This window comes from Achromobacter ruhlandii (assembly GCF_002082135.1).
GTDB classification, from domain to species: domain Bacteria; phylum Pseudomonadota; class Gammaproteobacteria; order Burkholderiales; family Burkholderiaceae_B; genus Achromobacter; species Achromobacter ruhlandii.
In genome coordinates, this window is the sequence record NZ_CP017433.1 from 1,620,249 (window position 1) to 1,647,076 (window position 26,828).

The window sequence follows — 26,828 nt, forward strand, 5'->3', positions numbered from 1 at the left end:
TGGGTACGCCAGAGGGCGGGCGAGGGCACGCGGGAGCGGCGCGCGGCGCCGCCGCGCGCTGTCAGCCGCCGGCCAGCGCCAGCATCAGCAGCGCGCCCAGCAGCGCCGGCGGCATCACCCACGCGCCCAGCTTGAGAAAGCGCAGCGCGCCGACGTGCTGGCCCTCGCGCCGCACGGCGATCAGCCACAGCAGCGTCGCCAGCGAACCGGTGATCGACAGGTTGGGGCCCAGGTCCACGCCGATCAGCAGCGCGCCGGCGGTCTGCGCCGGCAGGTCGGCGATCTGGCCGACCGAGCCGGCGATCAGCCCGGCCGGCAGGTTGTTGATGACATTGCTGGCCAATGCCGCCACGATGCCCGCGCCCCACAGCGCGCCGCCGGCCGAGTCGCCTGCCAGCCGCAGCAACGCCCGCGCCAGCGCGTCGATGGCGCCGCTGAGCGCCAGGCCCTCGACCAGCACGAACAGGCCGGCCACCATCGGCAGCACGCCCCAGGCCACGTGGCGCAGCACCGGCAGCGGACTGAGCCGCTGCTTCAGGTGGATCAGGCCGGCGGTGGCCAGCCCGGCGATGAAGGTCGGCAGGCCCAGGTCTGCGTGCAGCGCCGAGGCCAGCATCAGCACCGCCGCCGTCAGCAGGATGCCGATGCCGGTCAGGCGCGCGCCCGCGGCCAGCGGTTGCGGCACGATGTCGGTGCGCAGCGGCTGGCGCAGCGCCTCGCGCTGGCTGAAGCGCAGGGCCAGATAGGTCAGGCCGATGGCCGCCAGCGACGGCAGCGTGAAGCGTTGCAGCCAGTCCAGCAGCGGCGGCATCTGGCTGCCGTACACCACCAGGTTGGCGGGGTTGGAGATCGGCAGCACGAAGCTGGCGGCGTTGGCGATGAATGCGCAGATGAACAGGTAGGGCAGCGGCCGCGCGCCGGCGGCCCGCGCCGCGGCGTACACCGCCGGTGTCAGCACCACGGCGGTGGCGTCGTTCGACAGGAAGACGGTGACCAGGATACCCACCAGGAACACCAGGTCGAACAGCCGCCGCGCCGACCCGCGCGCATGGCGCGCCGCCACCATCGCCAGCCAGTCGAACAGCCCCTGCTGGCGCGCCAGCTCGGCCAGCACCATCATGCCGATCAGGAACAGGTACACGTCCAGCCCCTTGCCGACCGCGCCCAGCGCCGCCTGCCACGGGATCAGCCCGGTCGCCGTCAGCAGCAGCGCGGCGCCGCCGGCCCAGACGTATTCGGGCAGCTTCCAGGGGCGCAGCAGGATGCCGACGATCGCCAGGGCGGAAATGCCCCAGAGGGCGAGGGAGGGAGCGGGAAAGGACATGGGCGGCGACGGCGAGAATCCAGGGCGGGAAGCATTATCGCCGGTTCGGCGCGCCGCGGGCCCGGCGGGGCGAGCGGTCAGGCGCCCGTGCCGCCGCCGTCCGGGCGACCGGTTCGACGCGCCTACTGGATCTGCAAGGTATACATCGCCCGGCCGCGCACCAGCGTCAGCAGCAGCGGCTGCCCTGGCGCGGCGCCGGCCAGCAGGCCGCGCAGGTCGGCCAGCCGGCTGACCGGGCGCTGGTTGACGCCGATGATGACGTCGCCGCGCTGCATCCGCGCCGCCACCGCGCCGCGCTCGGGATAGGTGGCGCTGACCGCCACGCCATCGTTGCCCTTCAGGCGCTGTTCGCGGCCGATCTCGGCGAATTCCACGCCGTTCAGGCGCGCATCCAGCGAACCGCCGTGCAGCCGCTCGTTTTTCTCGGGTTCGATGCGCAGCGTCACCTCCGAGCGCTGGCCGCCGCGCGACAGCGTCAGCCGCACCTGCTTGCCCACCGGCAGCAGGCCCTCGGCGTTGCGCAGTTGGGCGCTGCTGCCGATCGCCTTGCCATCCAGCGCCACGATCAGGTCGCGTGCCTGCACCCCCGCCTGTTGCGCCGGCGAGCCGTCCGCCACGCGCGCCACCACCACCCCCGTGGCGTTGGGCGCCATGCCCAGCTGGCGCGCGTTGCGGGGCGTGACGTCGATGGTGTCCAGCCCCAGGCCGCCGCGCTGCACCTGGCCGTGCTGCAGCAGCTGGCGCATGACCTCGCCCGCCAGGTTCGACGGAATCGCGAAACCGATGCCGACGTTGCCGCCCGAGGGCGTGTAGATCATGGTGTTGATGCCGACCAGCTCGCCGTTCAGGTTGACCAGCGCGCCGCCCGAGTTGCCCGGATTGATGGAGGCGTCGGTCTGGATGAAGTTCTGGTAGCCGGCCGCGCGCAGGCTGGAACGCTCCAGCGCCGACACAATGCCCGACGAGGCCGATTGCCCCAGGCCGTAGGGGTCGCCGATGGCGACCACGAAATCGCCCACCCGCAAGTCGCTGGAATCGGACAGGGTCAGGGCCTGCAGCCGGTCGGGCGGAATGCGCAGCACCGCCAGGTCGGTGTCCGGATCGCTGCCGACCACCGTCGCGGTGAAGCTGCGGCCGTCCTGCAGCGACACGCGGATGGAGGTGGCGCCGCGCACCACATGGTGATTGGTCAGGATGTTGCCCTGGGCCGCGTCGACGATCACGCCCGAGCCGATGCTCTGGCGTCCGCCGGCGCGGGCCGGGCCGAAGGCGGGCGCCTGCCCGCCGTCGCCCTGGGCGGAAATGTTGACCACCGCCGGCGTCACGCGTTCGAGCATCGGCGCCAGCGAGGGCAACGGCTGGCCGTCCACGGCCATCGGCAGCGCGGCCAGCGCGCGGCAGGGCAGGGCGGACAGGATTGCCAGGGAGGCGGCCAGGGCCGCGGCGGACAGGATTCGGTTCATGGGGGGGCCTTGCTGAGTCTGCACGGCAGTATCGCCGCGCCCGGCGTCGCCCATATGACCGATCAAGCCCCTTTCCGGCGGCGTGTTCCGCCGCCGCGCCCGGCGCGCCTAGAAGCCGACCGCCTGACCGTCGCGGCGGGAATCGGACGCCGCCACATAGCCGCCCTGGGGCAGCCGGCGGATCAGTTGCGCCGAACCGAACTCCAGGCTGTCGACCGGCGCCACCGCCACGTTGTGGCCGCGCTGGCGCAGCACGTCGACCACGTCGGCGGGCAGGTGCGATTCGACGTTCACCACCGGACCCTTTTCCACGCGGAAACGCGGCGCGTCGCTCATGGCCTGGGGATTCTGGCCGAAGGCCGCCAGCCGCGTCATCATCTGCAGGTGGCCCTGCGCCTGCATCGAGCCGCCCATCACGCCGAACGACATCACCGGCTCGCCGCCGCGGGTGACGAAGGCCGGGATGATGGTGTGCATCGGCTTCTTGCGCGGCGCCACCTGATTGACGTGGCCGGGCGTCAGCACGAAGTTCAGGCCGCGGTTGTGCAGGCTGATGCCGGTGCCCGGCACCACCACGCCCGAACCGAAGCCGTGGTAGTTGGACTGGATGAACGACACCATGGTGCCGGCCGCGTCGGCGGCGGTCAGATAGACCGTGCCGCCGGTGGCGGGCGTGCCGGCCACCGGCACGGCGGCGCGATCCATCGAGATCAGCCGCGCGCGCTCGGCCAGATAGGCCGGGTCGAGCAGGGCGCGGGCGTCGGTGCGCATGTGGCGCGGGTCGGCCACGTGGTGATGCAGGTCGGCGAAGGCCAGCTTCATGGCCTCGATGCTGACGTGGTAGTAATCGGCGCTGTCGCGGCCCATCGATTCCAGGTCGAACTGTTCCAGCATGCCCAGCGCCATCAGCGCCGAGATGCCCTGGCCGCTGGGCGGGATTTCATGCAGTTGGTAGCCGCGGAACGATTGCGAGATCGGCTCGACCCACTCGGGGCGATGCTGGTCCAGGTCGGCCGCGCTCAGCGCGCCGCCGGTGCGGGCGGCGAAATCGGCGATCCTGTTGGCCAGCGCGCCGCGGTAGAAGCTGTCGCCGCCGCTTTCGGCGATCTCGCGCAGGGTGCGCGCCTGGTCCGGAAAGCGCCACCATTCACCCGCCTGCGGCGCGCGGCCTTGCGGCAGGAAGGCCTGCGCGAAGCCCGGCTCCTGCGCCAGCTTGGACGCCTGGTTGGCCCATTGGCGCGCGATCGTCGGGCTGACCGCGAAGCCGTTCTCGGCGTAGGCGATGGCGGGCTCGAACAACTGCGCGAACGGCAGCTTGCCGAAGCGGTCCGACAGCGCCTTCCAGCCCGCCACCTGGCCGGGCACGGTGACCGTGCCCCAGCCGGTGCCCGGCATCGCCTCGCGGCCGGCGAAGTACGCCGGCGTCCACGCCGCCGGCGAGCAGCCGCTGGAGTTCAGGCCATGCAGTCTTCCTTCGTGCCACACCAGCGCGAACATGTCGCCGCCGATGCCGTTCATCACGGGCTCGACCACGGTCAGCGCGATGGCGGTGGCGATGGCGCTGTCCACGGCGTTGCCGCCGGCCAGCAGCATGCGCAGCCCGGCCTGCGCCGCCAGCGGCTGGCTGGTCGCGACCGCATTGGCGGCCAGCACCGGCATTTTTCGGGAAGCGTACGGAAAAGACCAATCGAAGGAAGAAGACATGGTGGCGTGGAGACTCTGTGGAAAATTACTGCGGGGTGATGCCGGCCTGGTCGATCAGCTGCTTGGTGCGCGGAATCTCGGCCTTGATGAAGGCGGCGAATTCCTCGCGGCTGCCGCCACGCGGCTCGGCGCCGGCTTCGGCCAGCTTACCGCGCAAGGCGGGATCGGCCAGCACCTTGTTGACGGCGCGGTTCAGCTTGTCCAGGATCGGCGCGGGCGTGCCTTCCGGCGCCACCAGCCCGTACCAGGGGGCGATGTCGTAGCCGGCATAGCCCTGCTCGGCGATGGTGGGGATGTCCGGCGCCAGCGACGAGCGCTGCGAATTGGACATGCCCAGCGCCAGCAGCGCGCCGCTCTTGACCTGCGGCAGGCCGGTCATGATGGTGTCGAAGTACATCGTCACCTGGCCGCTCAGCAGCGCCGGAATCGCTTCGCCGGCGCCCTTGTAGGGCACGTGCAGGATGTCGATGCCGGCCACCGACTTGAGCATTTCGCCCGCCATGTGCGAGGTGGTGCCGGTGCCGAACGAGGCGTAGGTCAGCTTGCCGGGGTTGGCGCGGGCGTACGCGATCATCTCGGGCAGGGTCTTGAACGGCTGCTGCGGATTGGCCAGCAGGATGTTGGGCGTATACGCCACCATCGACACCAGCTCGAACTTGTCCGGATCGTAGGCCAGGCGCTTTTGCAGGAAGCGGTTGGTGACGACGGCGGCCGGGCCGCCCATCAGCAGTGTGTAGCCATCGGGCGCCGAGCGCGCCACCGAGGCGCTGCCGATCGCGGCGGCGGCGCCCGGGCGGGCCTCCACCACGAAGGGCTGGCCCAGTTCGGTCGACAGCGCCGCGCCCAGCTGGCGCGAAATCAGGTCGGTGGCCGAACCAGCCTGGAACGGCACCACGATGCGCACCGGATGCTGCGGCCAATCGGTGGCCTGGGCGCCGGCTTGCGCGGCGAAGGCCACGGCGGCGGCGCCCGCCAGGGCGCGGATGAGACGGAAAGGCATGGATTCCCCTTGAATGCGTTGTATCGATGGAGCGCCAGGCGGGTCTGTCGCCCGTTGCGGTCCCGGCGGACGCGCAAGGTCGGCGCGCCAGTCACGGATTTGACGCGAGCGCCGGCGATCCGAATATAGGTATTTGCATCCATGGATCACTGGATCCAATTTGTGTTATTTTTGCGTTTATCTATCATGGCGGCTTTGAAAACCCCGGGGACGAGAATGCTGCAGTTTCAGAAGACAGCCGTCAGCGCCGAAGAAGAGGCCTACCAGCACCTGCAGCGCGAAATCAGGCTGGGCAACTACCCGCCCGGCCACCGCCTGGTGCCCGAGGTCATCGCCAGCGAGATCGGCACCAGCCGCATGCCGGTGCGCGGCGCGCTGCGCCGGCTCGCCTCCGAGGGCCTGGTCGAGATCCGCGCCAATCGCGGCGCCGTGGTGCGCGGCCTGAACCAGCAGGAAATGCGCGAAGTCTTCGAAATGCGCTCGGTGCTCGAAGGGCTGGCCGTGCGCAACGCCGTGCGTCACATGAGCGCCGAACACATCCGCCGCCTGGCCAACATGCTGGACCAGCTCGAACAGGGCTCCGGCGATTACCTGGACTGGACCAGCGCCCATCGCGACTTCCACGAATACCTTTGCAGTTTCTGCCAGCAGCCGCGCCTGTTGCGGCAGATTTCCGAACTGCACTCGGTGGTCGAGCCCTACATGCGCCTGTGGGCCGCCCAGCCGGGACGCGTGCTGCGGGTGCGCGAATCGCACCAGGAACTGATCGACGCGCTGCTCACCGGCGACGCCGACCGCTGCGAGGCGGCGATGCGCCAGCACGTGCTGAACACGGTGCCGGCGTTGCAGGCCTTCCTCGAACGGGCAAACTGAGGTCCGGCGGTCAGGCCTCGCGCGGCAGCGGCTTCGGTTTGCGCTTGAACTTGATCTCGCTGGCCAGGACCCCGGCCACGATCAGCGCCGCGCCCACCAGCGCCACGCCCGGCAGGCGTTCCCCGGCCAGCCGGCCGACGATGCCACCCCACACCGGCTCGCCGGCATAGATCACCGTGGCGCGGGTCGGCGACACCGACTTCTGCGCCCAATTCATGGTCAACTGGATCACCGCGCTGGCCAGGCCCAGCCCGATCGCCCCGCCGGCCCATCGCCACGAGAACGCCGGCACGGCCTCGCCCAGCAGCGGCATCAGCGCGAACGACACCAGCCCCGCGGTCAGCAACTGCACCGCCGTGACACGGCGGCTGTCCACCGAGCTGGCGAAATGGCCGATCAGAATGATCTCGGCGGCAATCGCCGCCGCGCCCGCCAGCGTCGCGACCTCGCCCGGACTGAAATGCAGCGTGCCCGCCTCGGGCCCGGCCAACAGCACCAGCCCGGTGAACGCCAGCCCCACGCCGACCCAGCTCATCAGGCCCGGCGGGCGCTTGAGCACCGCCCATTGCAGCAACGGCACGATCGGCACGTACAGCGCGGTGATGAAGGCCGACTGGCTGCTGGTGATGGTGCGCAGGCCGTAGGTCTGCAGGTAATACCCCAGGAACAGGGCGCAGCCGATCGCCACCCCCGCCCCGGTCTCGCGCCGCGTCAGCCCCGCCATGTGCCGGCGGAACAGCAGCATCGACCCCACCCCCGCCAGGGTGAACCGCACGCCCACGAAGAACAGCGGTCCGCTATGCTGCATGGCGATATGGATAATGAGGAAAGTGCTTCCCCACAGCATGGTGACCAGCACCAGGGCGATTTCCTGGCGCGACAGGGCAAACATCGATTCGGATTTCACGGCGGACTTCAGGTGTCACTAATTTGAGCAATATACTGCACATTACCAATTCCGACAGTGATGTCCTCACGCACGTGGGGGCCAATCTGAAACGCCTGCGCAAGCTGGCCGGCCTGAGCCAGTCGGCGCTGGCCGACGCCTCCGGCATCAGCCGCCGCATGATCGCCGGCCTGGAAGCGGGCAACGCCAACATCAGCCTGTCCAGCCTGGACAAGCTGGCGCAGGCGCTGGATGTGGGGTTTGTCGACCTGGTCAGCGATCCGGCGCGCGAACGGCGCCGCATCGAGGCCCGCGCCTGGCGCGGCAAGCGCCCCGGCAGCCAGGCCGTGCTGCTGGGCGCGGCGCCCGCCAGTTGCGAGGCGCAGCTGTGGATCTGGTCGCTGGGACCGGGCGAGACCTACGTGGCCGAGCCCGACCCGGAAGGCTGGCACGAGATGATCTACGTCATCGAGGGCACGCTGCTGCTGGAGCTTTCGGGCGCCGTGCAGCAGGTGCGGGCCAACGACTTCGCCATCTACAGCAGCGCCCAGCCGTATTCCTATCGCAACGACGCCGACGCGCCGCTGCGCTTCGTGCGCAATGTGTTGAGATAGCCCGCCGCCGGGCGGTGGCACGCCAACCGGCGGGTCAGGCCAGTTCGGGCCGCGCGAAGCGGCGGTTCTTCAGCACCGGCAGCACGTCGCGCGCATGCGCGATGCGCGCCGGATCCAGGTCGGCGAACACCAGCGCCTCCTGTTCGCCCGCCTGCGCGATCGCCACGCCCAGCGGATCCACCACCAGGCTGGCGCCGATGTTGCGCGGGCCGCATTCGCCCACCGCCGCCACATAGCAGGTGTTCTCCAGCGCCCGCGCCGTGCTCAGCACCGACCAGTGCGCTTCCTTGAGCGGTCCCTTGACCCAGGCCGACGGCACCACCAGCACGTCGGCGCCATCCAGCGCCAGGCGGCGCGCCAGCTCCGGAAAGCGCAGGTCGTAGCAGGTCATCATGCCGACCCGCATGCCAGCTACCGGCACCAGCGGCGGCACCTCGTCGCCCGGCACCACGTTGACCGACTCCTGCATCGAGAACGCGTCGTACAGGTGCAGCTTGCGGTACTGCGCCACGATCTCGCCGCGGCGCAGCGCCACCTGCGTGTTCCAGACGCGCTCGCCCGCCGCGGGCGTGTGCACGGTCATGATGACCGTCAGGTCCAGCCCGCGCGACAGCGCCTGCAACTGCGTCATGAACGGGCCGTCCAGCGGCTGGGCGGCGCGCCGCACCAGGTCGGGGTCGGCGATGTCGCGCGCCAGGATGCCCTCGGGCAGCACCAACAGGTCGGCGCCGGCCTCGGCAGCGCGGCGCATCAGGTCCAGGCAGACGCGGGCGTTGTCTTCCCAGACCGGGCGGACGGCGAATTGCCCCATGGCGATTTTCATAATGGATTCCTCGGTGTTCAGTGCGCGTGCGGAAACAGCTCGGTCGGCGTCATGACGCGGTCGGCGAGTTGCTGGGCGTGCAGCTCGGCGGCGAAGTCGCCGATCATCTTCAGGTTTGGTTCCAGGCCGTTGCGGTTCCAGGCCTCGGGCAGGTCGCGCGAGGTCTGGATCAGTTCGTCCAGGATCCACGGCGTGGTGTCGGCATACTTTCGGCGCTTGTCCAGCCACAGCGCGGCTGATGCGTCCAGCGCCTCGCTCAGCGCCTGCGCCGCCCAGGGATGGGCGTTGGCCAGCGCCGGCTTGAGCCCCAGCAGGTGGATGCCCGGCACGTAGCCGACCTGACGGAAGTAGTCGACCTCGCTGGCGCGGCAAGAGGGCAGCAGCTGGCGCAGGTCCGATCCGGCGTCGAAGAAGCCGTCCGGCATGAAGGGCGTGAACACCGCCTCCAGTTCGCCGGCGCGCAGCAGGTCCACCAGCGGGCGCTCGTCGGCCACCGCCTCGATCACGCCGGGCCGGCCGAAGCCGCCCAGCCGGTCGGTGATCGGGTGCGCGCCGGTCAGGCGTCCCACCTTCCAGACCGCGTCCTCCACGCCGATGCCCTCGCGCCGCAGCAGGGCGCGGGTCCAGGTATTGCCGGAGTCCTGCCAGCCGGTCATGCCGATGCGGGCGCCGGCCAACTGGTCCAGCCGCGTGATGCCGCTGTCGCGCGCGGTGATGATGCAACGATGGCGAAAGCCGCGCATCAGGAAGTGCGGCACGCCGACGATGTCGTCGCGGCCCCGGGCGCGGCCCAGGCAATAGCGGCTCATCGACATTTCACCGGCGTCGAAGCGCGGGTCGCTGGCCAGGTCGTCGGGCAGGGCGCCGACCCGGTGGATCTCCAGGTCGATGTCGCGGGCGGTCACATCGCCCAGGGCGAGCGGGACGATGTAGTCCCAGTCGCGCACGGCGAGTCGGATCTTGATGCTCATGGAAAGGTGTCCTCGCGGCCGGACGGCCGCGTTGGGGGGAGGGAAGGGGGAGGGCCGGCCCGCGCCTAGTCCAGGCGGATGCCGCGCGCCTTGACGACGTCGCGCCAGAAGTCCTGCATGCCGACCTGCATCTTGAGCAGGTCGTCGCCGTACAGGTCCAGGATGTCGTTGCCCGAGTTCAGGATGAACTCGCGCAGCGCGGGCGTCCTGAGCGCCTGGCGCAGCGCTTCGCGCAGCTTGGCCAACGCCGCGGGCGGCGTGGCGGCCGGCGCGTACAGCGCGGTCCAGCCGTACAGCGTCAGGCTCGGATAGCCCAGCTCGGCCACCGTCGGCACCTCGGGCGCGTCGGCCACGCGCTTGTCGCTGGTGGCGGCAATGGCCACGGTCTTGCCGGCCTTCACGTACGGCAGCGCCGAGGACGGCGTATCGAACAGGATGTCGATGGTGCCGCCGATCAGGTCGGACTCGGCGGCGGCCGGCCCCTTGTACGGAATGTGCGACAGTTCGATGCCGGCCAGCTGGCTCAGCAGCTCGCCCAGCAGGTGCGGGTTGGTGCCGGGGCCGGCGCTGCCGTAGGTCAGCTTGCCCGGCTCGGCCTTGGCGCGCGCGATCAGGTCCTGCACGCTGCGGATGCCCGAGGCCTTGCTGGCCACCAGCACGAACGGCGAGCGCGAGATCACGCCGATGGGCGCGAAGTCCTTGTTCTCGTCATACGGCAGCTTGCGGCTCAGCACGATAGGCAGCATCACCATGGCGCTGGAGGCGCCGGCCAGCAGCGTATAGCCGTCCGGCGCCGCCTTGGCCACGGCGTCCACGCCGATGGCGCCGCCGGCGCCCGAGCGGTTCTCGACCACGAAGGACTGCCCCAACTGCTCGCCCATCGTCTTGCTGACGGCGCGCGCCAGCACGTCGGACGACGCGCCCGGCAGCGTGTGCACGATGACCTTGATGGGTTTGGACGGATAGGCGTCCTGCGCCTGGGCCGGGCCGGCCAGGGCCAGGCCGAGCGTGGCGGCGGCGGCCAGGCGGTGGATTGCGTTCATGGATTTTCCCCTTGCTGTTCTGGGCCGGGCGCCAGCGTCGGGCGCCATCGGCAAGGCCATTGTCGGCAGGGGGGCTAATATGCGTCAATGTCGAAATTCGGCGTGATACTTGCATAACGCACAACTGTCTGGAGGCCCGCCATGAACTTCATGGCCCTGGAGGCGCTGCGCGCCTTCGTCGAAGGCGGCAGCATCGCCGAAGCGTCCTTGCGCATTCATCGCAGCCCGTCGCAGGTCAGCCGGCTGCTGGCCATGCTGGAGGACGAGGCCGGCTTTCCGCTGCTGCTGAAGGAAGGGCGGCGGCTATCGCTGACCGAACAGGGACAGGGCTTCTACCAGCGCATCGACGAGATGCTGCGGGCCGGCGACGCCGTGCGCGAATACGCCCGCGGCGCCCGGCGCAAGAGCCGCACCCACGTCAACGTGCTGGTGGCCCAGCACCTGATCGAGGGCCTTCTGGTCGACGCCGTGGCCGGCGCGGTGCAAGAGGACAATGCCTTCGGCGTCACCATCAACGCGCGCATGCCGCCCAATGTCGATGCCTGGATCAGCCAGCAGCAATTCGACCTGGCGCTGGCGCAACTGCCGGTCGAGCATCCGCTGCTGACCACCGAGATCCTGGCCGAATCGCGCGCCGTCGCCGTCCTCAGCGGCGCGGACCCGCGCGCCGCGCAGGCCGTCATCACCCCTCGGATCCTGGGCCAGGGCCGCTTCATCGGCCTGCCGCAGCGCGGCGCCTTGCATCACCGCTATGCGCGCGCCTTCGCCCAGGCCGGCTACGAGCCCGATGCGCAGTTCGATGTCTCGTTTGGCTTCATCGCCTGCCAGTTGGCGGTGCGCGGTTGCGGCGCGGCCCTGAGCGACCCGCTGTCGGCCCTGTCGCAGATCCACCTGGGCGCGCAGATCCGCCGCTTCGAGCCGGAAACGCCGCTGCAATATGGCCTGATCTACCCCAAGGCGCGCCCGCCGTCGCCGGCCGCGCAACTGCTGATCCGGCACCTGCGCGCCGTCGCGGCCGAAAAGCTGCGCCAGGTCGAGACGCTGGTTGCCGCGCCCGCTGACAGCGCGCCCAGGCCGCGCCGTCGCAAGCCGCGCGCCGCCTGACCGCTCACCGGACAGGATTTCATCGCCGCTCCGTCGCCCGCATATAGCCGGGAGTAATATGGCGCGTCCGGCGGCCGGCTTCCGTCTCCTCGCATCCCCGATGCCCGTGTACCGAAGCGCCCCGGCGCGACAAGAACACACAAGGAGACAGGCAAGTGGAGAAGCAAGCATCGGGCGGCTGGTATTTCGGCTGGAACATTGTCGGGGCGGCCACCGTGCTGACGCTGCTCACGGTGGGCCTGCGCATGGGCATTGGCCCGTTTTTCCTGCCCATGGCCGACGGCCTGGGTTTCTCGCGCAGCCTGCTGTCGGGCATCGTGGCGGTCGGCATGCTTTGCTACGGTCTGGGCATGCCGCTGGCCGGCTACCTGGTCAGCACCCGCGGCACCCGCTTCGTGCTGCTCACCGGCACCGCCATCGTGGTGGCCTCGTCGATCTGGACCGTATTCGCGCGCGGCCCCATCGAATTCCTGCTGGCCTTCGGCGTGGCCCTGTCGATCGGTCTGGCCTTCACCAGCCCGGTGGCGCTCACTCCCGTCATCAGCCGCTGGTTCACGCGCCAGCGCGGCATGGCGCTGTTCTTCCTGTCCACCGGGTCCATGGCGGGCATCGCCCTGATGACGCCCACGCTCACTTTCGCCATCGGCGCTGTCGGCTGGCAAGAAACCCTGCTGGCATTCGCCGTGCTGTTCGCGCTGCTGACCGTGCCGATGGCGCTGTTCGTGATGCGCGACCAGGCGCCCGAGCACACCGACCTGTTGCCGCACCAGATCGTGGAAAAGAAATCCGGCGCCAGGCCCGCCGCCAAGGGCCCCGAGCCGCGCGTCAAGGACGCCGTGCGCACGCTGCCATTCTGGCAGGTGGCGCTGGGCCTGTTCGCCTGTGGCTTCAGCATGAACCTGCTGGGCACCCACGGCATGCCGATGCTGATGGACCATGGCTTTGACGCCACCACCAGCTCGCTGGGCATCGGCCTGATCGGCCTGGTGGCGATCTTCAGCACGCTGGTGCTGGGCCGCATGTCGGATCAGGTCGAGCGGCGCAACATCCTGGCCGTCATCTATCTGGTGCGCGGGCTGGGATTCTTCGCGCTGGTGATGGTCGGCGCGCATTGGGAACTGTATGCCGCCGCCACCATCGGCGGCGTGGTCTGGGCCGGCAGCATCGCGCTGTCGTCGGCCATCCTGGCCGACGTCTACGGCGTGCGCCTGGTGGGCGTGCTGTACGGGCTGACCTACCTGGGCCACCAGGTCGGCGGCATGATCAGTTCATGGTTGGGCGGCTGGGCCTTCGAGACCTTCCATACCCATTGGGTGGCGTTCGGCGCGGCCGGCGCCTTGCTGCTGCTGGCCGCGGCCATTTCCCTGCAACTGCCGCGGCGCGGCGCCTTGCGCGCCGTGCCGGCGATGGCGGCGGGCGGGCGTTGAGCCCGCGCCGCGCCATCCGGCTCAGCGGTCCTTCAGCAGCGACACCAGCTCGGGCACGTAGCGCTCGCCGCCGCCCTGGCTGACCGCCTGGTCATAGGTGTGCAGCACGGCCGCGCCGATCTCGCGCACCGCGCCAGTCTCGGCCGCCATGGTGTTGTAGTAGGAAAGATCCTTCTGCGCATTCGACATGAAAAAGCGCAGCGACGACGGGTCCTGTTCCAGCAGATACGGCTTGAGGCGCTCCAGCGCCACGCCGCCGCCGCCGCCCTTGGTCAGCACCTCGGCGAACACCGCCGGGTCGATGTCGGCGCGCAGCGCGCAGGCGGCCGCTTCCGACAGCAGCGCGATCGCGCCCAGCGACACGTAGTTGTGCAGCAGCTTCATGCGGTGGCCCGCGCCCACCGGACCGGCGTGCGCGATATTCTCGGCAAAGCACGCCAGGATCGGTTTGCATTCCTCGAACAGGGACTTGTCGCCGCCCACCAGCAGGTTCAGGCGGCCTTCGGCGGCTTCCTTCGGCGTGCGCGTCATGGGGGCGTCGAGGAACCGGCCGCCCTTCTCGGTGACGGCCTCGGCCACCTTGACGGTGGAGGAGGGGATCGCCGTCGAGCAGTCGATGATCACCGTGCCGGGCCGCAGGCCTTCCAGCACGCCGCCGGGCGACAGCAGCACCGCCTCGACCTGCGGACTGCCCGTGACGCACAGGATGATCACGTCGGACTGCGCCGCCAGCGTCGCGCCGTCGGCGCAACTGGTGGCGCCCGCCGCCTTCAGCGCGTCCAGCGGCTGGTTGCCCGGATGTTCCAGCACCGTCAGCGCGTGACCATGCTTGACCAGATTGCTTGCGATGCCATGGCCCATCAGGCCGATGCCCACCATACCGATTTTTGCCATCTTCCACTGCTCCTGCCACACGGGCTGTTTGTTATGGCATAAATCTTACTCTCAGATCCGCGAGGACCCGGACGCCGCACCGCCGTGGGGCGCGGCGCCGCGATCCCTTGCCGGACGGCCTTACGGCGCCCCGCCGCATGCCGGGCGGCGAGGCGCCAAGACCAGGCTGGCGCCGGGGAGGGCGGCAGGGCCAGCCTGCGCCGCGCATCACACGATGCGGATGCTCAGTTCCGGCAGGCCGTCCACGTGCGCCACGATCACATCGCCGCGCACCACCGGGCCGACGTTCTCCGGCGTGCCCGAATAGATCAGATCGCCGGGAAACAACTCGAACGCCTGCGACAGCCGCGAGATCTGCTCGGCCACCGACCAGATCATGTGCGACAGCGTGGCCTGCTGTTTGCGCTCGCCGTTGACCGCCAGCCAGATGTCGCCTTCCTTGTAGTGACCGGTCTGGGCCACCGGATGGATCGGGCCGATCGGCGCCGCGTGGTCGAAGCTCTTGCCGATCTCCCACGGCTTCTTCTGGTCGCCCATGCCGCGTTGCAGGTCGCGCCGCGTCATGTCCAGTCCCAGCGCGTAGCCGTAGACGCAGTCCAGTGCCTTGTCCAGAGGAATGTCGCGGCCGCCCTGGGACAGCGCCGCCACCAGCTCCACCTCGTAGTGGTAATTCTGCGTCAGCGGCGGGTAGGGATGGTCGGTCACCGTGTCCGGCGGCACCACCTGGATCGCGTCCGTCGGCTTCTGGAAGAAGAACGGCGGTTCGCGGCTCGGGTCCGACCCCATCTCGATGGCGTGGGCCGCGTAGTTGCGTCCGATGCAATAGATGCGGCGCACCGGAAAGCGCAGCGCGCTGCCGGCGATCGGCACGGTGGTCTGCGCCACGGTAAACGGGGTTTGGACGGCCTGGGTCATCGCGGGTCTCCTGAAGGTTGCGAGGGTTGCCGCCAGCTTAGGTCCGCCTCGCCCGCGCCGCCTGGAGACGATTACGCAATCCGTGGACGATTCCGCGCATTTCGCCGCGCGTCTTGTCGTGTCCTTCTCCGCGCCTTGTGGCGGGCTGTCGCCAGGGTGGGGGCTTCATAGCGGGTCGACCTTACCGCCGGCGGGCTCACCGTGCCCAGGCTTCACCGTGCATCGGCTTCACCGTACCTCGGCCTCACTGTGCATCGGCCTCACAGTGCCTAGGCCTCACCGTACCTCGGCCTCACAGTGCATCGGCCCACCCGCGCCTCCACCTCATCGCGCCTGCGCCTCGCCGCCGCGCAGGCGCTCGCGGTAGCCGGTCGGGCTGACGCCTTCCAGCTGGCGGAAGCGGCGCGAGAAATACGCCTCGTCCGCGAACCCCGCCGCATGCGCCACCTGCGCCACGCTGCGCGCCGTGTGCGCCAGCAGGTCGCGCGCCAGCGCCATGCGGCGCTCTGCCACCAGCTCGGTGAAGGTCTTGCCGGTCTCTTTCTTGAGCAGGTGCGCCAGGTAATTGGGCGACAGGAACGCCGCCGCCGCCGCATCGTTCAGCGTCAGGTTCTCGGCCAGGTGCGCGCCGATGTGCGCCAGCACCCGCCGCACGCTTTCGCGCCGGCTGCTGCCGGCGTGATGCCGCGCCAGGTGCAGCAGGTCGGCCTCGTAGCGGCCGCACACCAGCCCGATCAATTGCAGCAGCAGCCCGCGGATTGCCGTGGACGAGCCGAAGCCGCGTCGCCGGTTCTGTTCCATCAGGCGCGCGATCAACCCCTCGGCCTCGGCCAGTCCCTGCGCGTCCAGCTCGAAATCCAGGTATTCCTGGAACAGGAACGGCGCCAGCGCCGGCGCCTGCGACACCGGCACATCCTCCAGGTCCAGCGCATCCACCGCCAGCTCCGGCCACAGGAACCGCTGGGCGAAATTGATGATGACGTAGCGCGCGCCCGGCGGATGCGGCACCAGGTGCACGCGGTACGGCAGCACGAAACTCAGCCCGCCGCGCGGGAACGGCCGCGTGGTGCCGCTGATGGTCTGGCGCGTATCGCCCTCCAGGTTCACCTGGATCTGGAAATACTCGTGCCGGTGCGGCTGTTCCAGCGGCTCGCGCACCTGCTGCGCACGGATATCGAAGTCGAAATAATCCGCGCGCTCGGCCATGCCGTAGGTCTTGATGCGGTTCATGCGCGGGGCGGTGAAACGGACGATTGCATGGGCAGAATGTAGCGCCGGCGCGACGGTGGCGCCAGTCGCCGCCGAAATTGTCCGCTCACCGGTCGCCGCCGACTCGCGCTGGCGGGCGCCGCCCGCTTTGCGCTACCGTGGGACATTGCGCAGCAGACATCCCTCATCCTCATGACAGACACCATTCCCGCCGGCTTCGCGCCCTGGCACCCCAGCAGCCAGTTCATGCGTCACCTGGCGGACCTGGGCGGTTTTTACCGGCGCGAGGCCGACGACGTGCTGGCCATGCGCGTCGGCGCGGCCCACGGCAACATGCACGGCATGGCCCATGGCGGCCTGCTCGCGACGCTGGCCGACAGCGCCCTCGGCTACGTCATTGCCCACCAGTGCCAGGCGTCGGTCGTCACCGCGCAGATGTCGGTCGAATACCTCAACGCCGTCATGCCCGGCGATTGGCTCGAAGCCCACGTCACCATCGACAAGCGCGGCAAGCGCCTGATCTACGCCACTTGCCACCTCAAGGTAGACCAGCGCCTGGTGCTCAAGGCCAGCGCCGTCTTCGCCGTACGCCAGGCCGCGGTGCCGACCTCGGACGGTTGAGCGGGCGGGGGCGGCCCTATCGCCTGGGCGCGCCGCCCCTCATTCACTCCGCCTTCTGCCGCGAGCGGAAGGCCGCCACCTTCATCCGATTGCCGCACAGCGCCATGCTGCACCAGCGGCGCCGATGAGACTTCGTCTTGTCGTGGAACATCAGTGTGCAGTCGTGGGCCTCGCATTGCCGGACAAGCGCCAACGGCGTGTCGGTCAGCAGCCTGGCCACCGCTTGCGCGATGGGTTCCAGAAAACTCGCCGCATCGTCGCGGCGGCGCACCCTGACCACCTTGAACGCCTGGGTGGCCTCATCCCACTGCAACGCCTCCGCTGCGCGGCCGGCCTGCAGCACATGATTGACGACCGCGGCATCCGTGCTGCCTTGCTGGCGCGCCGCATCCAACAGTGATCGCGCGTTGTCGCGCAACTTCACGGCCAATACCTTCAGGCCGGCAGGCGCCGCGCCGGCGTCGGCGGGCTGCGCGCCGGCCAGCTGCAGCCATGCCAACACGGCGTCATCGTCGGTAAAGCAGTCGTGGCGCGCCGCGCCGACGCCATACGCACTATTGATGAAGTCGAGCGCGAGGTCATCGCCGACGAACAGCGGAGCCTTGGGGGATTTTGGGGTTTCCGGCATGCGATCAATGTAACCTATAAAAAATTCATTGACCAGTTACTTTTCATCAAAGTAACCTTTTAAATTCAATTTAACGGTTACTAAGGAGTGTCATCATGGCTTCGGAAGACGTGGCGGGCGCGGGCGGGTCGGGCGCAGCGGAGCAGACGGGCGACGGACAGGCGGCGGACCTGCAGGTCCGGCACCGTTTCGAACAGGTGGGCGACGTGAACGTGTTCTACCGCGAGGCGGGCCAACGCGGCGCGCCCGCGGTGCTGCTGCTGCATGGCTATGCGGCCTCGTCGTTCATGTATCGCAATCTCATTCCGATGCTCGCGGTCAAGTATCACGTCATCGCCCCGGACCTGCCCGGCTTCGGCTTCACCGAGGCGCCCGCGCGCGGCCAGTATGCGTACACGTTCGACCAGCTCGCCAGGACCATCGACCAGTTCACCCGCCAACTGAAGCTGGAACGCTTCGCCATGCAGGTGTTCGACTACGGCGCGCCGGTGGGCTGGCGTATCGCGGCGGCGCAGCCGTCCCGCATCACCGCCATCATTTCGCAGAACGGCAATGCGTACGAAGAGGGATTGGGACAGGGGTGGGCGCCGATCCAGCGCTATTGGAACGAGCCGTCACAGGCCAATCGCGACGCGCTGCGCGAATTCGCCACGCCGGCTTCCATCGCCTGGCAATACCTTGAAGGCGTGCCGGACAAGACCCTGGTCGCGCCCGATGCGATCGCGCTGGAAAGCCAGCTGGTGTCCCGGCCCGGCAACGCCGAGGTCCAGCTCGACCTGCTGCTGGACTACGCCTCCAACGTGGCGCGGTATCCGCGGTTCCAGGCCTACTTCCGCGAGCATCGGCCGCCGCTGCTGGCCGTGTGGGGCAAGAACGATCCGTTCTTCCTGCCCGCCGGCGCCCAGGCCTGGAAGCGGGATATCCCTGGCGCGCAGGTGCGGTTCTACGACACCGGGCACCTGGCGCTGGAAACGCATGGGGTGGAGATCGGCGGGGTGATCCGGGCGTTTCTGGATGGCAATGTGAAGTAGCGAAGGGCCAAGTTCGCCAACCCAGGTTCGCCAAAAAACGCAGCCGAAAAAACAGGCGAAAAAAAACAGCCGCTCAAGGAGCGGCTGTTTTCTGGAAAATTCGGTGGGGTGGCTGATGGGACTCGAACCCACGACAACCGGAATCACAATCCGGGACTCTACCAACTGAGCTACAGCCACCACTGGTTTCCTTGCTGTTAAATGGCACACAACATTTCGTGCTCAACTGCAAAGAGGCCGAATTCTAGCATGTTTTTTCGGGCCGTGTAAAACCGTGGGTATGGCCGGGTCACCCAGGACATTTCCGTCCTCTTGCCAGGCCCGCCGGCCTTGCTATCCTTGGCGCTCGAATCACGCTCTGGAGGCCCGCGTCGCGCCGTTGCCATGGATCGCATACACGAATTACTGATCGCTTATTGGCCGCACATGGTGTTCGGCGTCAGCGTGGTGGCGGGCGCCGGGGCGGCGGTGCACGCGGCCATGACCAAGCAGGATGTACGCTCGGCCATCGGCTGGGTCGGCCTGACGCTGTTCTCGCCGTTGTTCGGGGCCGCGGCCTATTTCGTGGCCGGAATCAACCGGATCCGCAAGACGCGGCTGTCGCAGCAGCGCGACGAGGCGATGCTGGTGGACGCGGCGCTGGTGGAAACGCCCAGCGTGGACGTGGCGCCAATCTCGGGGCCGCAGTTCGCGTCGCTGAAGGTGCTGGGCGACCAGGTCAGCCGCTTCCGGCTGCTGGGCGGCAACGCGGTGCGGCCGCTGGCTGGCGGCGACGAAGCCTATCCGGCGATGTTGCAGGCGATCCGCGAGGCGCGTCACGCGGTGGCGATGCAGAGCTACATCTTCGACAACGACGCAATCGGCCGCGAGATGGCGCAGGCGCTGATCGAGGCGCACGGGCGCGGGGTGCAGGTGCGGGTGCTGATCGATGCCATCGGCGCCAAGTATTCGCGGCCGCCGATCGTGCGCATGCTGGCGCGTGGCGGCGTGCCGGTGGCGCGCTTCATGACCAATCCGCTGGGCGTGCTGCGCATGCCCTATGCCAATCTGCGCAGCCACCGCAAGGTGCTGGTGGTGGACGGGCGCATCGGTTTCACCGGCGGCATGAACGTGCGGGCGGCCTTCGTGACGGCGCTGTCGGGCGCGGCGACCAACGTCGATACGCATTTCCGGGTGGAAGGCCCCATCGTGACGCAGCTGATGTCGGTGTTCGCGCACGACTGGAACTTCACCACCCACGAGTCGCTGCCGGCGCAGCCGTGGTTCGATCCGCAGGCGCAGCCGCCGCATGGCGTGGTGCCCATGCGCTGCGTGCCGTCGGGGCCGGACCGGGCCATGGGCAGCGCGCACAGCATCATCCTGGGCGCGCTGGCGGTGGCGCAGCGCCACGTGCGCATCCAGTCTCCTTATTTCCTGCCGGACCAGCCGCTTATCGGCGCGCTGGCGACGGCGGCGCGGCGTGGCGTGATCGTCGACATCGTTATCCCGGGCAAGAACAACCTGCGGCTGGTCGACTACGCCATGACGGCGCAACTGGACCAGGTGGTGCGCACCGGCTGCCGCGTCTGGCGCTCGCGCGGGGCGTTTGACCATTCCAAGCTGATGACGGTGGATGACGGCTGGGCCTATGTCGGTTCGTCCAACCTGGACCCTCGCAGCCTGCGGCTGAACTTCGAGCTGGATACCGAAATCTACGACCCGCGGGTGGCATGTTGGATCGGCGCCCGCATCGATGCGCTGGTGGCCAATGCCCGCCGGCAGACGCTCGACGAATTGCAGCAGGCGCCGTTCGCCAAACGGCTGCGCAACAAGGTGATCTGGCTGGCGACGCCTTATCTCTAGCGTAGCGCGAGTGCGCCCTTCGGCCTCCGGGCAGACCCGGAAGTAAGACCACAATGCCTGCCGCCACCCGCCAACCTGCGCGGGATTGGCGATTCCCGGCCTGATTTTCATGGTGTTGTCAATTTTGACAACACCAATTTGCGTTGGCACAATTGACAACATGCGCGCTACCCTGATCATCAGCGAAAAGAGCGTCGATGCCGAAGGCGGCATTCTGCAGATCGTTATCTGGAAGGTGCCGCGGCCAGTTCCTCCGGCCACCCATGGTTTCAAGTATCGGTTGGTGTATGCCCGTGATGGCAAGCGGATCGTGGGTTTCGATAACGAACGTGGCAAGGGTGATCACATGCACCAGGAAGAACGAGAGCTTCCTTATGAGTTCCGGGGCATAGCGCAGTTGCTGGAGGACTTCGTTGTGGAGGTCACGAAATGGAGAGGCAGCATATGAAGCGAACCTTGACTGTCACTATCAATCAAGATTGGCGCGCCTTTCTGGCAGGCGTTGGCAAGCGTGCCGTTGCCGGGGCGCGGTCAGGCGAGTATCAAGGAGAGCGGCTTAACTTTGAGTCCGCCGCTGCTTTCTTTGGTCAGCTGACGGAACTGCGTTGGAACATGGTGCGGGAAATGCTGGGCGCGGGTCGGGTTGGCGTGCGAGAACTAGCCCGCCGCCTGGGCCGCGATGTAAAGCGCGTTCACCAGGATGCCCATGCCCTCGTTGCCCTTGGGCTCCTGGAACAAGACGAGGGGGGGGGGCTCATATGCCCTTTCGCCGATATTCACATCGATATGCATCTCACCCAGGACAGGCGCAAGGCGGCGTAGCTGGCTGATGAATCGGCCGGAGAAAGTGAGAACCTACCGTATCGCCGCCAGCTTCACCGCGAATCCCAGCAAAAACACGCCGGCCAATCGCTCCAGCAGATTGGCCACGCGCGGGTTGGCGCGCATGCGCTCGGCCAGGTGATGCGTCAGCAGCACCGCCGCCAGGCCATAGAGAAACGTCAGCGCCGCCACGGTGACGGCCATGAAGGCGAAGGTCACCAGCCCCTGGTGCCTGACCGGATCAATGAACAGCGGAAAGAACGCCATGTAGAACATGATCGCCTTGGGGTTCAGCAGCGTGATCATCGCGGTCTGGCGCAGGTAATGGCCGTTGTCCATGCGGCTCGGGCGCGGCGCGGCGCCAGGCTTGCTGCGCATCATCTGCAGCCCCAGCCACGCCAGGTACGCGGCGCCCGCCCACTGCACGACATGGAACGCGGTGGGGTAGGCCGCCAGCAGGGCCGACACGCCGGCCACTGCCAGCCACATCAATACCTGGTCGCCCAGGATCACGCCGCAGGTCGCGGCCAGGCCCGCCTTGATGCCGCCCTTGCCGGTGGCGGTGAGCAGGGCGAAATTGCCCGGCCCCGGGATGATCAACAGCATGATGAAGGCGAGCACGAAGGCGCCATAGTCGGTGACACCGAGCATGGAAAGACTCCCGAAAAGGTAGCGGCATTGTAGAGCCGCCGACGCCGGCGGGATCGTTCCATGCGCCCGAGCCGGGCGCGCGGTTGCCGCGCATGGGGCGGCCGGTCCGCCCCGCGCTTTACTCCCGCTTGATGCCGGCCTTGCGGATCACTTCGGCCCAGTCCCGCCGCTCCTGCTCGGCATAGGCCCTGAATTCCTCCGCGGACATCGGCATGGGCTGCACGCCGATATCGGCCATCTTCTGCGACATGGCGGGCGTGCGGATCGCGGCCTGCAGTTCGGCGGACAGTTTTTTCGTGACGGCTTCGGGCAGGCCGCGCGGGCCGACCACGCCCTGCCAGGAATAGACGGTGTAGTCGTTTACGCCCTGTTCGGCCATGGTCGGCACGTCCGGCAGTTCCTTGAGCCGCTGCGGCGTGGCCGTCGCCAGGATGCGCAGCTTGCCCGCCTTGATGTTCGGCAGCGCGCTGGTGAGGTCGACGAACATCAGGTCCACCTGATTGCCCAGCAGGTCCTGGATGGCCGGCGCCGCGCCCTTGTAGGGCACGTGCAGGATGTCGGCGCCGGTGCGTTGCTTGAACAGCTCCAGCGCCAGGTGGTGCGGCGTGCCGCTGCCGGCCGACGAGGCGGTGAGCTTGCCGGGCTGCTTCCTGGCCGCCTGCAATACCTCGTCCAGCGTCTCGTAGGGCGAATTCGCGCTGACCGCCAGCATCATCGGAAACCTGGCCAGGCCGCCGATGTAGGTGAACTTCGCGGGGTCGTAGCTCAGGCTGGCGTACAGGGCCGGGTTGAAGGCCAGGGTGGCGATGTCGACTGAGCCGACCACATAGCCGGACGGCGCCGATTCTGCCACCGCGGTGGCGCCCACGATGGTGGCCGCGCCGGGGCGGTTCTCGACCACCAGGGTCTGCCCCAGCGGCTTTTCGAGCCCGCTGACGACCGTGCGGGCCAGCACGTCGGTGCCGCCGCCGGCCGGATAGGGCACGATCCAGCGGATGGGTTGGGTTGGCCAGGATTGGGCCTGGGCCGCGGCGGCCAGCGACAGGGCCGCCAGCGCCAGCAGGCGCTTCGCAAGAATATGCATGGGAAACCTCGTTGTCTCTCTGTGCTTGTCGAACGTGGAAGAACGCTACGTATGGCGAGGTGATACCGGACAGCGAGTGTTTTTTAACATGTTAACTAAATTGCGAAAAGCGCTTCGACGCCTTGGCGAGGGCAGGGTTTTCACGTGGGGCGGGGGGCGGCGGCGCGAGTCGGGCGATTCAGGCGAGTCGGGCGAGCCGGGCGAATCAGGCGAATCAGGCGAGTCGGGCGAATCGTGCGAATCGTGCGAATCGTGCGAATCGTGCGAATCGTGCGAATCGTGCGAACGGTGCGAATCGTGTGAATCGTGCGACTCGCGCGAGTCGTGTGAATCGCGCGAGTCCGCACCGCCTTGCGCCCAAGAAGGGAAAACGATATGAAATAAATATTCACAAATTGATATTATCCCCGCAGAATAGGACCTGCGCCGGTCATGGCGCATCTTCCATTTCAAGGACCCGATCATGTCCACCGCGCGCGGCTTGTTGCTGGATTCGTATCGACGTACCGATCGTGCGATGTTGCCGCTGCTGTGGCTGTTGTTTCTGGTTGGCCTGGGCATGGCGCCGCAGTACGGCCGCTGGTACGCCGCCATCGTCGTGGGACTGCTGGCGGCGGGTATCCCGTCGCTGCTGATCCTGTGGCGGCCCGGGCGCGTGGTCACGCGGCTGGCGGTGGCCTGTGCGCTGATGGTGCTGGCCGCGCTCCATATTCACTTGCTGTCCGGGCAGGCCGAGATCCACTTCGGCATCTTCGTGCTGCTCTCGCTGTTGCTGGCCTACCGGGACTGGCGCGTCATTCTGTGCGCCGCCGTGGTCATTGCGCTGCACCACCTGTCCTTCAATTACCTGCAACAGTGGGGCTATGGCGCCATCTGTTTCACCGAACCCGGCCTGGGCATGGTGCTGCTGCACGCTGCCTATGTGGTGGTGCAGGCCGCGGCGTTGGGCTGGCTCGCGTGGAAGATGGAGCGCGCCGCCATCGCCGCCGAGGAACTGGCGCGCCTGAGCGCCCACATCGGGCGCGAGAGCGGCGTGTTCGACCTGCGCTTCGGCGGCATGCAAATGGATAGCATGCTGGGCCAGAGTTTCCAGCGCACCATGGACGCCGTGCATCGGACCATGAGCGAAGTGCGCGCCACGGCAACGGCATTGTCGGCGGCCGCGCGCGAGATGGCGCAAGGCAATCAGCAGCTCGACGGGCATGCCCGCACCCAGGCCGAATCGCTGGCGCAGACCGCCGCGTCGATGCGCGACCTGGCGGCCAACGTCCACGACAACGCGGCGCGCGCGCAGCAGGCGCGGCAACTGACCGAGCAGGCGCGCCAGACGGTCGATACCGGCAGCGCGGCCGTGGCCGGCGTGGCGACCGTCATGGGCGAGATCCAGCAACAGGCGCGCAAGATCGCGGAGATCATCGGGCTGATCGACAGCATTGCCTTCCAGACCAACATCCTGGCCCTGAACGCGGCCGTGGAAGCGGCGCGCGCCGGCGAAAGCGGCCGTGGCTTCGCCGTGGTCGCCACCGAGGTCCGCGCCCTGGCGCAACGCAGCGCCAGCGCGGCGCGCGATATCCGCGCGCTGATTGCCGATTCCCTGCAAAAGACCAGCGACGGCTTTCGCCAGGCCGATCACGCGGCCGGCGTGATCCGCGAAGTGGTGTCCAGCATCGATCAGGCCGCGCGGGTAGTGGGAGAGATCGGCGAGGCCGGGCAGACCCAGAGCGCCGACATCGATGCGGTGAACCTGGCGGTGGCCAATATGGACGAGCTCGTCCGGCAAACCGCGTCCGAGGTGGCCCAGGCGGCCAGCGCTTCGACCTCGCAGCAAGCACAGGCGGCGCAATTGTTGCGGGCGGTGGAGCTGTTCCGGTTGCAGGCCGCGCCAGGGACGGTCGCGGTGCCACACCGTCACGCGCCCGCCGCGCTGGCCCTGGCGGGCGCCTGAGCGCTCGCCACGGCCGCACGGCCGTGCAACGGACCGCCGTCATGCGAATCGGCCCCCGGAACCCGCTTGCGCGAGGTCCGGGGGCCGAGGCCGTCAAGCTACGAAGCGATCAACGCAGCAGCGACAGCACCGTCTGCGGCACCTGGTTGGCCTGGGCCAGGACCGACGTGCCGGCCTGTTGCAGGATCTGGGCGCGCGACATGTTCGACACTTCCGTGGCGTAATCGGCGTCCTGGATGCGCGAGCGCGCGTTGGACAGGTTGTTGACCACGTTGTCCAGATTGTTGATGGTCGATTCCAGGCGGTTCTGCACCGCGCCCATTTCGCCGGTCAGCTTGTTCAGCACATTGAAGGCCGCGTCCAAGGTCTTGAGCGGATCCGTGGTCTTGTCACCCTGGCTAGTTGTTTCCGTGGTCAGCTTGCCCGCGGCGCTCACGTAGACGGTGGCGCCGATCCTGGGTGCATACGCGCCCGTACCGGTGCCGTCTTTGACCGTGATGGTGCCGTTATTGGGGTCGGCGGTGTAGGTCGTCGTGTACGTGCCGCCGGCGATCGTGGTGAAATCGCCCGCGTCGTCGACGTACGTGTCCGTCGATTGGCCGTTGGTGAACGCCAGCGTGGCGGTGGCGAAGCCGTCGCCCAGGACGACGTTGCTATTGACGGGGCCTGCCTTCAAAGCCGCCAGGACCTCATCCTTGCTCTTGGTGTCGACGTAGTGCACTTCGCCCGCGGTGCCGCTGCTGTTGTAGAGCTTGCCGCCGATGGATACCGAGGCGTCGTTGACAGCAGCCTTGGAGGTTGCCGTCAGAATGCTGGTCAGCGTGGCGGCGGGTACCGCGCCGGTAGGGTTGTTGGTGGTGAGTTCGCCGGTTGTGGTAAGGAAGGCTGCCTTGCCGCCAATGGTGACGTTGCCAGCCGAGTCCACTTCGAAGGTCGTGCCCGCTGCGCCCTTGTTCGTGTAGGTGGCGGTGACACTGCCGGTGGGTGGGGTCAATTTCGTGACCAGGGCGCCCAATGTGGCGGTGGCGGTCTTATTCTCGAACGTGAAGTTATCGTTGGCGGCGTCGTACGTGTAGGTGGTGTTACCCGCAGCCGCCGCCACCGTAACAGTGTTGCCGTTTTGCAGCTTGGCGAAAGCCTGTTCGGCGCTGACCTTGGCGAACGTGGTGGTCACGACGTAATCGTTCGGCGTGGCGGCGGCGGGCGTGGGGGCGCCCGCGGCCAGCAGATTGGTTACCGTGGCCTTGTCGTTATCGATGATGCCCTTGCCATTGACGTTGAAGCCGTTCAGGCCCAGCGTCTTGGCGCTGATTTCCGACAGGTTCAGGGTGATGGTCTCGCCGTCATTGGCGCCGACCTGCAGCGTCAGGGGCTTGGCGCTGGCCGACAGTACCTTCACGCCGTTGAAGTCGGTCTGTTGCGAAATACGGTCGATGTCCGACAGGCGCTGGTTGATTTCGTCCTGGATGGAGTCGAGCTGTTCCGGCGAATAGCTGCCGTTGGCGGCTTGCACCGTCAGTTCGCGCACGCGCTGCAGGTGAGTGGTGATCTCGGCGGACGCGCCTTCGGTGGTCTGCGCCAGCGAGATGCCGTCGTTGGCATTGCGCGAGGCCTGGGTCAGGCCCCGGACGTTGGCGGTGAAGCGGTTGGCGATGGCCATGCCGGCGGCGTCGTCCTTGGCGCTGTTGATGCGCACGCCCGACGACAGGCGCTCGATGGCGGTGCCCAGGGCGGACTGGGACTTGTTCAGGTTGTTCTGCGCAACCAGCGACAAGTAGTTGGTATTGATGACTGCAGCCATGTGTTTGCTCCTGGAAAGAGTGGCTTGATCAAACAGGGCGGCGACGCCGCCCGGGATGCACGTGACGAACCGGCAACGCGGGATGCGGGCTCGTCCGTTGCCAGGACTACGACAGCAGGAGAAACGATATTTAGTTGGAGAGTATCCAATTCC

Annotated in this window: 25 protein-coding genes and 1 tRNA gene; 10 read left to right on the top strand and 16 right to left on the bottom strand. The window is 68.2% G+C overall.

The window, feature by feature from the left end:
* Window positions 1-61 precede the first annotated feature (61 nt).
* From AruCF_RS07415 to AruCF_RS07430, 4 genes are all read right to left on the bottom strand, one after another.
* Window positions 62-1,324 carry an arsenic transporter gene (locus tag AruCF_RS07415; RefSeq protein ID WP_049072821.1) on the bottom strand — a complete coding sequence of 421 codons (1,263 nt, stop codon included), beginning with the start codon at window positions 1,322-1,324 and terminating at the stop codon, window positions 62-64.
* A 122-nt stretch (window positions 1,325-1,446) separates the two neighbouring features.
* On the bottom strand, window positions 1,447-2,787 hold the full coding sequence (locus tag AruCF_RS07420) for a trypsin-like peptidase domain-containing protein (RefSeq protein ID WP_049077631.1): 1,341 nt from the start codon (window positions 2,785-2,787) through the stop codon (window positions 1,447-1,449).
* Between the two features lie 108 nt (window positions 2,788-2,895).
* Entirely contained in the window at window positions 2,896-4,491 is a 1,596-nt protein-coding gene (gene ggt, locus AruCF_RS07425; protein WP_049072822.1) for a gamma-glutamyltransferase, read from the bottom strand.
* A 25-nt stretch (window positions 4,492-4,516) separates the two neighbouring features.
* On the bottom strand, window positions 4,517-5,491 hold the full coding sequence (locus tag AruCF_RS07430) for a Bug family tripartite tricarboxylate transporter substrate binding protein (RefSeq protein WP_049072823.1): 975 nt from the start codon (window positions 5,489-5,491) through the stop codon (window positions 4,517-4,519).
* Window positions 5,492-5,707: 216 nt separating this feature from the next.
* Here AruCF_RS07430 and AruCF_RS07435 point away from each other — a divergent pair, with 216 nt between their 5' ends.
* Window positions 5,708-6,364, top strand: coding sequence for a GntR family transcriptional regulator (locus AruCF_RS07435; protein WP_049072824.1), 657 nt, complete (start codon window positions 5,708-5,710; stop codon window positions 6,362-6,364).
* A gap of 10 nt (window positions 6,365-6,374) precedes the next feature.
* Here AruCF_RS07435 and AruCF_RS07440 read toward each other — a convergent pair whose 3' ends face one another.
* On the bottom strand, window positions 6,375-7,256 hold the full coding sequence (locus AruCF_RS07440) for a DMT family transporter (protein ID WP_049072825.1): 882 nt from the start codon (window positions 7,254-7,256) through the stop codon (window positions 6,375-6,377).
* A gap of 38 nt (window positions 7,257-7,294) precedes the next feature.
* Between AruCF_RS07440 and AruCF_RS07445 the strand changes: the two genes are divergently transcribed.
* Window positions 7,295-7,864: a helix-turn-helix domain-containing protein gene (locus AruCF_RS07445; protein WP_049072826.1), complete on the top strand. Its 570-nt coding sequence runs from the start codon at window positions 7,295-7,297 to the stop codon at window positions 7,862-7,864.
* A gap of 34 nt (window positions 7,865-7,898) precedes the next feature.
* On the opposite strand, the gene AruCF_RS07450 is transcribed toward AruCF_RS07445, so the two are convergent.
* The 3 genes from AruCF_RS07450 to AruCF_RS07460 all read right to left on the bottom strand — a co-directional run bounded on the left by AruCF_RS07450 (window position 7,899) and on the right by AruCF_RS07460 (window position 10,701).
* The gene (locus AruCF_RS07450; protein WP_049072827.1) at window positions 7,899-8,687 is read right to left on the bottom strand and encodes a deaminated glutathione amidase; all 789 of its coding nucleotides are present in this window, start codon (window positions 8,685-8,687) and stop codon (window positions 7,899-7,901) included.
* A 17-nt stretch (window positions 8,688-8,704) separates the two neighbouring features.
* Window positions 8,705-9,658 (bottom strand): substrate-binding domain-containing protein, encoded by a 954-nt coding sequence (locus AruCF_RS07455; RefSeq protein WP_049072828.1) that lies wholly within the window; start codon window positions 9,656-9,658, stop codon window positions 8,705-8,707.
* A 65-nt stretch (window positions 9,659-9,723) separates the two neighbouring features.
* Window positions 9,724-10,701 (bottom strand): Bug family tripartite tricarboxylate transporter substrate binding protein, encoded by a 978-nt coding sequence (locus AruCF_RS07460; RefSeq protein WP_049072829.1) that lies wholly within the window; start codon window positions 10,699-10,701, stop codon window positions 9,724-9,726.
* 141 nt (window positions 10,702-10,842) lie between these two features.
* Here AruCF_RS07460 and AruCF_RS07465 point away from each other — a divergent pair, with 141 nt between their 5' ends.
* Both AruCF_RS07465 and AruCF_RS07470 read left to right on the top strand, forming a co-directional pair.
* The gene (locus AruCF_RS07465) at window positions 10,843-11,805 is read left to right on the top strand and encodes a LysR family transcriptional regulator (protein WP_049072830.1); all 963 of its coding nucleotides are present in this window, start codon (window positions 10,843-10,845) and stop codon (window positions 11,803-11,805) included.
* A gap of 155 nt (window positions 11,806-11,960) precedes the next feature.
* Window positions 11,961-13,232 carry an MFS transporter gene (locus AruCF_RS07470; RefSeq protein WP_054417706.1) on the top strand — a complete coding sequence of 424 codons (1,272 nt, stop codon included), beginning with the start codon at window positions 11,961-11,963 and terminating at the stop codon, window positions 13,230-13,232.
* 21 nt (window positions 13,233-13,253) lie between these two features.
* Here AruCF_RS07470 and AruCF_RS07475 read toward each other — a convergent pair whose 3' ends face one another.
* The 3 genes from AruCF_RS07475 to AruCF_RS07485 form a co-directional block, all read right to left on the bottom strand.
* On the bottom strand, window positions 13,254-14,126 hold the full coding sequence (locus tag AruCF_RS07475) for an NAD(P)-dependent oxidoreductase (RefSeq protein ID WP_049072832.1): 873 nt from the start codon (window positions 14,124-14,126) through the stop codon (window positions 13,254-13,256).
* A gap of 207 nt (window positions 14,127-14,333) precedes the next feature.
* On the bottom strand, window positions 14,334-15,041 hold the full coding sequence (locus AruCF_RS07480; RefSeq protein ID WP_144419107.1) for a fumarylacetoacetate hydrolase family protein: 708 nt from the start codon (window positions 15,039-15,041) through the stop codon (window positions 14,334-14,336).
* Between the two features lie 324 nt (window positions 15,042-15,365).
* Complete coding sequence (locus AruCF_RS07485; protein ID WP_049072834.1) at window positions 15,366-16,271, bottom strand: helix-turn-helix transcriptional regulator; 906 nt, start codon at window positions 16,269-16,271, stop codon at window positions 15,366-15,368.
* Window positions 16,272-16,442: 171 nt separating this feature from the next.
* Between AruCF_RS07485 and AruCF_RS07490 the strand changes: the two genes are divergently transcribed.
* The gene (locus AruCF_RS07490) at window positions 16,443-16,871 is read left to right on the top strand and encodes a PaaI family thioesterase (protein ID WP_049072835.1); all 429 of its coding nucleotides are present in this window, start codon (window positions 16,443-16,445) and stop codon (window positions 16,869-16,871) included.
* Window positions 16,872-16,914: 43 nt separating this feature from the next.
* Here AruCF_RS07490 and AruCF_RS07495 read toward each other — a convergent pair whose 3' ends face one another.
* Window positions 16,915-17,499 carry a CGNR zinc finger domain-containing protein gene (locus AruCF_RS07495; protein WP_049072836.1) on the bottom strand — a complete coding sequence of 195 codons (585 nt, stop codon included), beginning with the start codon at window positions 17,497-17,499 and terminating at the stop codon, window positions 16,915-16,917.
* Window positions 17,500-17,594: 95 nt separating this feature from the next.
* Here AruCF_RS07495 and AruCF_RS07500 point away from each other — a divergent pair, with 95 nt between their 5' ends.
* A complete protein-coding gene (locus AruCF_RS07500) occupies window positions 17,595-18,530 on the top strand; it encodes an alpha/beta fold hydrolase (protein ID WP_049072837.1) in 936 nt (311 codons plus the stop codon).
* Window positions 18,531-18,634: 104 nt separating this feature from the next.
* Here AruCF_RS07500 and AruCF_RS07505 read toward each other — a convergent pair.
* Window positions 18,635-18,710: transfer RNA gene (locus AruCF_RS07505), tRNA-His, on the bottom strand.
* 204 nt (window positions 18,711-18,914) lie between these two features.
* Here AruCF_RS07505 and AruCF_RS07510 point away from each other — a divergent pair.
* The 3 genes from AruCF_RS07510 (at window position 18,915) to AruCF_RS07520 (ending at window position 21,194) form a co-directional block, all read left to right on the top strand.
* The gene (locus tag AruCF_RS07510; protein WP_049072838.1) at window positions 18,915-20,372 is read left to right on the top strand and encodes a phospholipase D-like domain-containing protein; all 1,458 of its coding nucleotides are present in this window, start codon (window positions 18,915-18,917) and stop codon (window positions 20,370-20,372) included.
* 160 nt (window positions 20,373-20,532) lie between these two features.
* Window positions 20,533-20,820, top strand: a complete 288-nt coding sequence (locus AruCF_RS07515) for a toxin-antitoxin system TumE family protein (RefSeq protein WP_049072839.1) — start codon at window positions 20,533-20,535, stop codon at window positions 20,818-20,820.
* Window positions 20,817-21,194 carry an HVO_A0114 family putative DNA-binding protein gene (locus AruCF_RS07520; RefSeq protein WP_049072840.1) on the top strand — a complete coding sequence of 126 codons (378 nt, stop codon included), beginning with the start codon at window positions 20,817-20,819 and terminating at the stop codon, window positions 21,192-21,194. Before AruCF_RS07515 ends, AruCF_RS07520 begins: the two co-directional genes overlap by 4 nt.
* A gap of 33 nt (window positions 21,195-21,227) precedes the next feature.
* Here the strand turns inward: AruCF_RS07520 and AruCF_RS07525 are convergent, their stop codons facing one another.
* Window positions 21,228-21,845, bottom strand: coding sequence for a LysE family transporter (locus AruCF_RS07525; protein WP_049072841.1), 618 nt, complete (start codon window positions 21,843-21,845; stop codon window positions 21,228-21,230).
* A gap of 118 nt (window positions 21,846-21,963) precedes the next feature.
* Window positions 21,964-22,929 (bottom strand): Bug family tripartite tricarboxylate transporter substrate binding protein, encoded by a 966-nt coding sequence (locus AruCF_RS07530; RefSeq protein WP_049072842.1) that lies wholly within the window; start codon window positions 22,927-22,929, stop codon window positions 21,964-21,966.
* Window positions 22,930-23,392: 463 nt separating this feature from the next.
* Between AruCF_RS07530 and AruCF_RS07535 the strand changes: the two genes are divergently transcribed.
* The gene (locus tag AruCF_RS07535) at window positions 23,393-24,874 is read left to right on the top strand and encodes a methyl-accepting chemotaxis protein (RefSeq protein WP_080977368.1); all 1,482 of its coding nucleotides are present in this window, start codon (window positions 23,393-23,395) and stop codon (window positions 24,872-24,874) included.
* A gap of 109 nt (window positions 24,875-24,983) precedes the next feature.
* Here AruCF_RS07535 and AruCF_RS07540 read toward each other — a convergent pair whose 3' ends face one another.
* A complete protein-coding gene (locus tag AruCF_RS07540) occupies window positions 24,984-26,675 on the bottom strand; it encodes a flagellin N-terminal helical domain-containing protein (protein ID WP_049072844.1) in 1,692 nt (563 codons plus the stop codon).
* Window positions 26,676-26,828 lie beyond the last annotated feature (153 nt).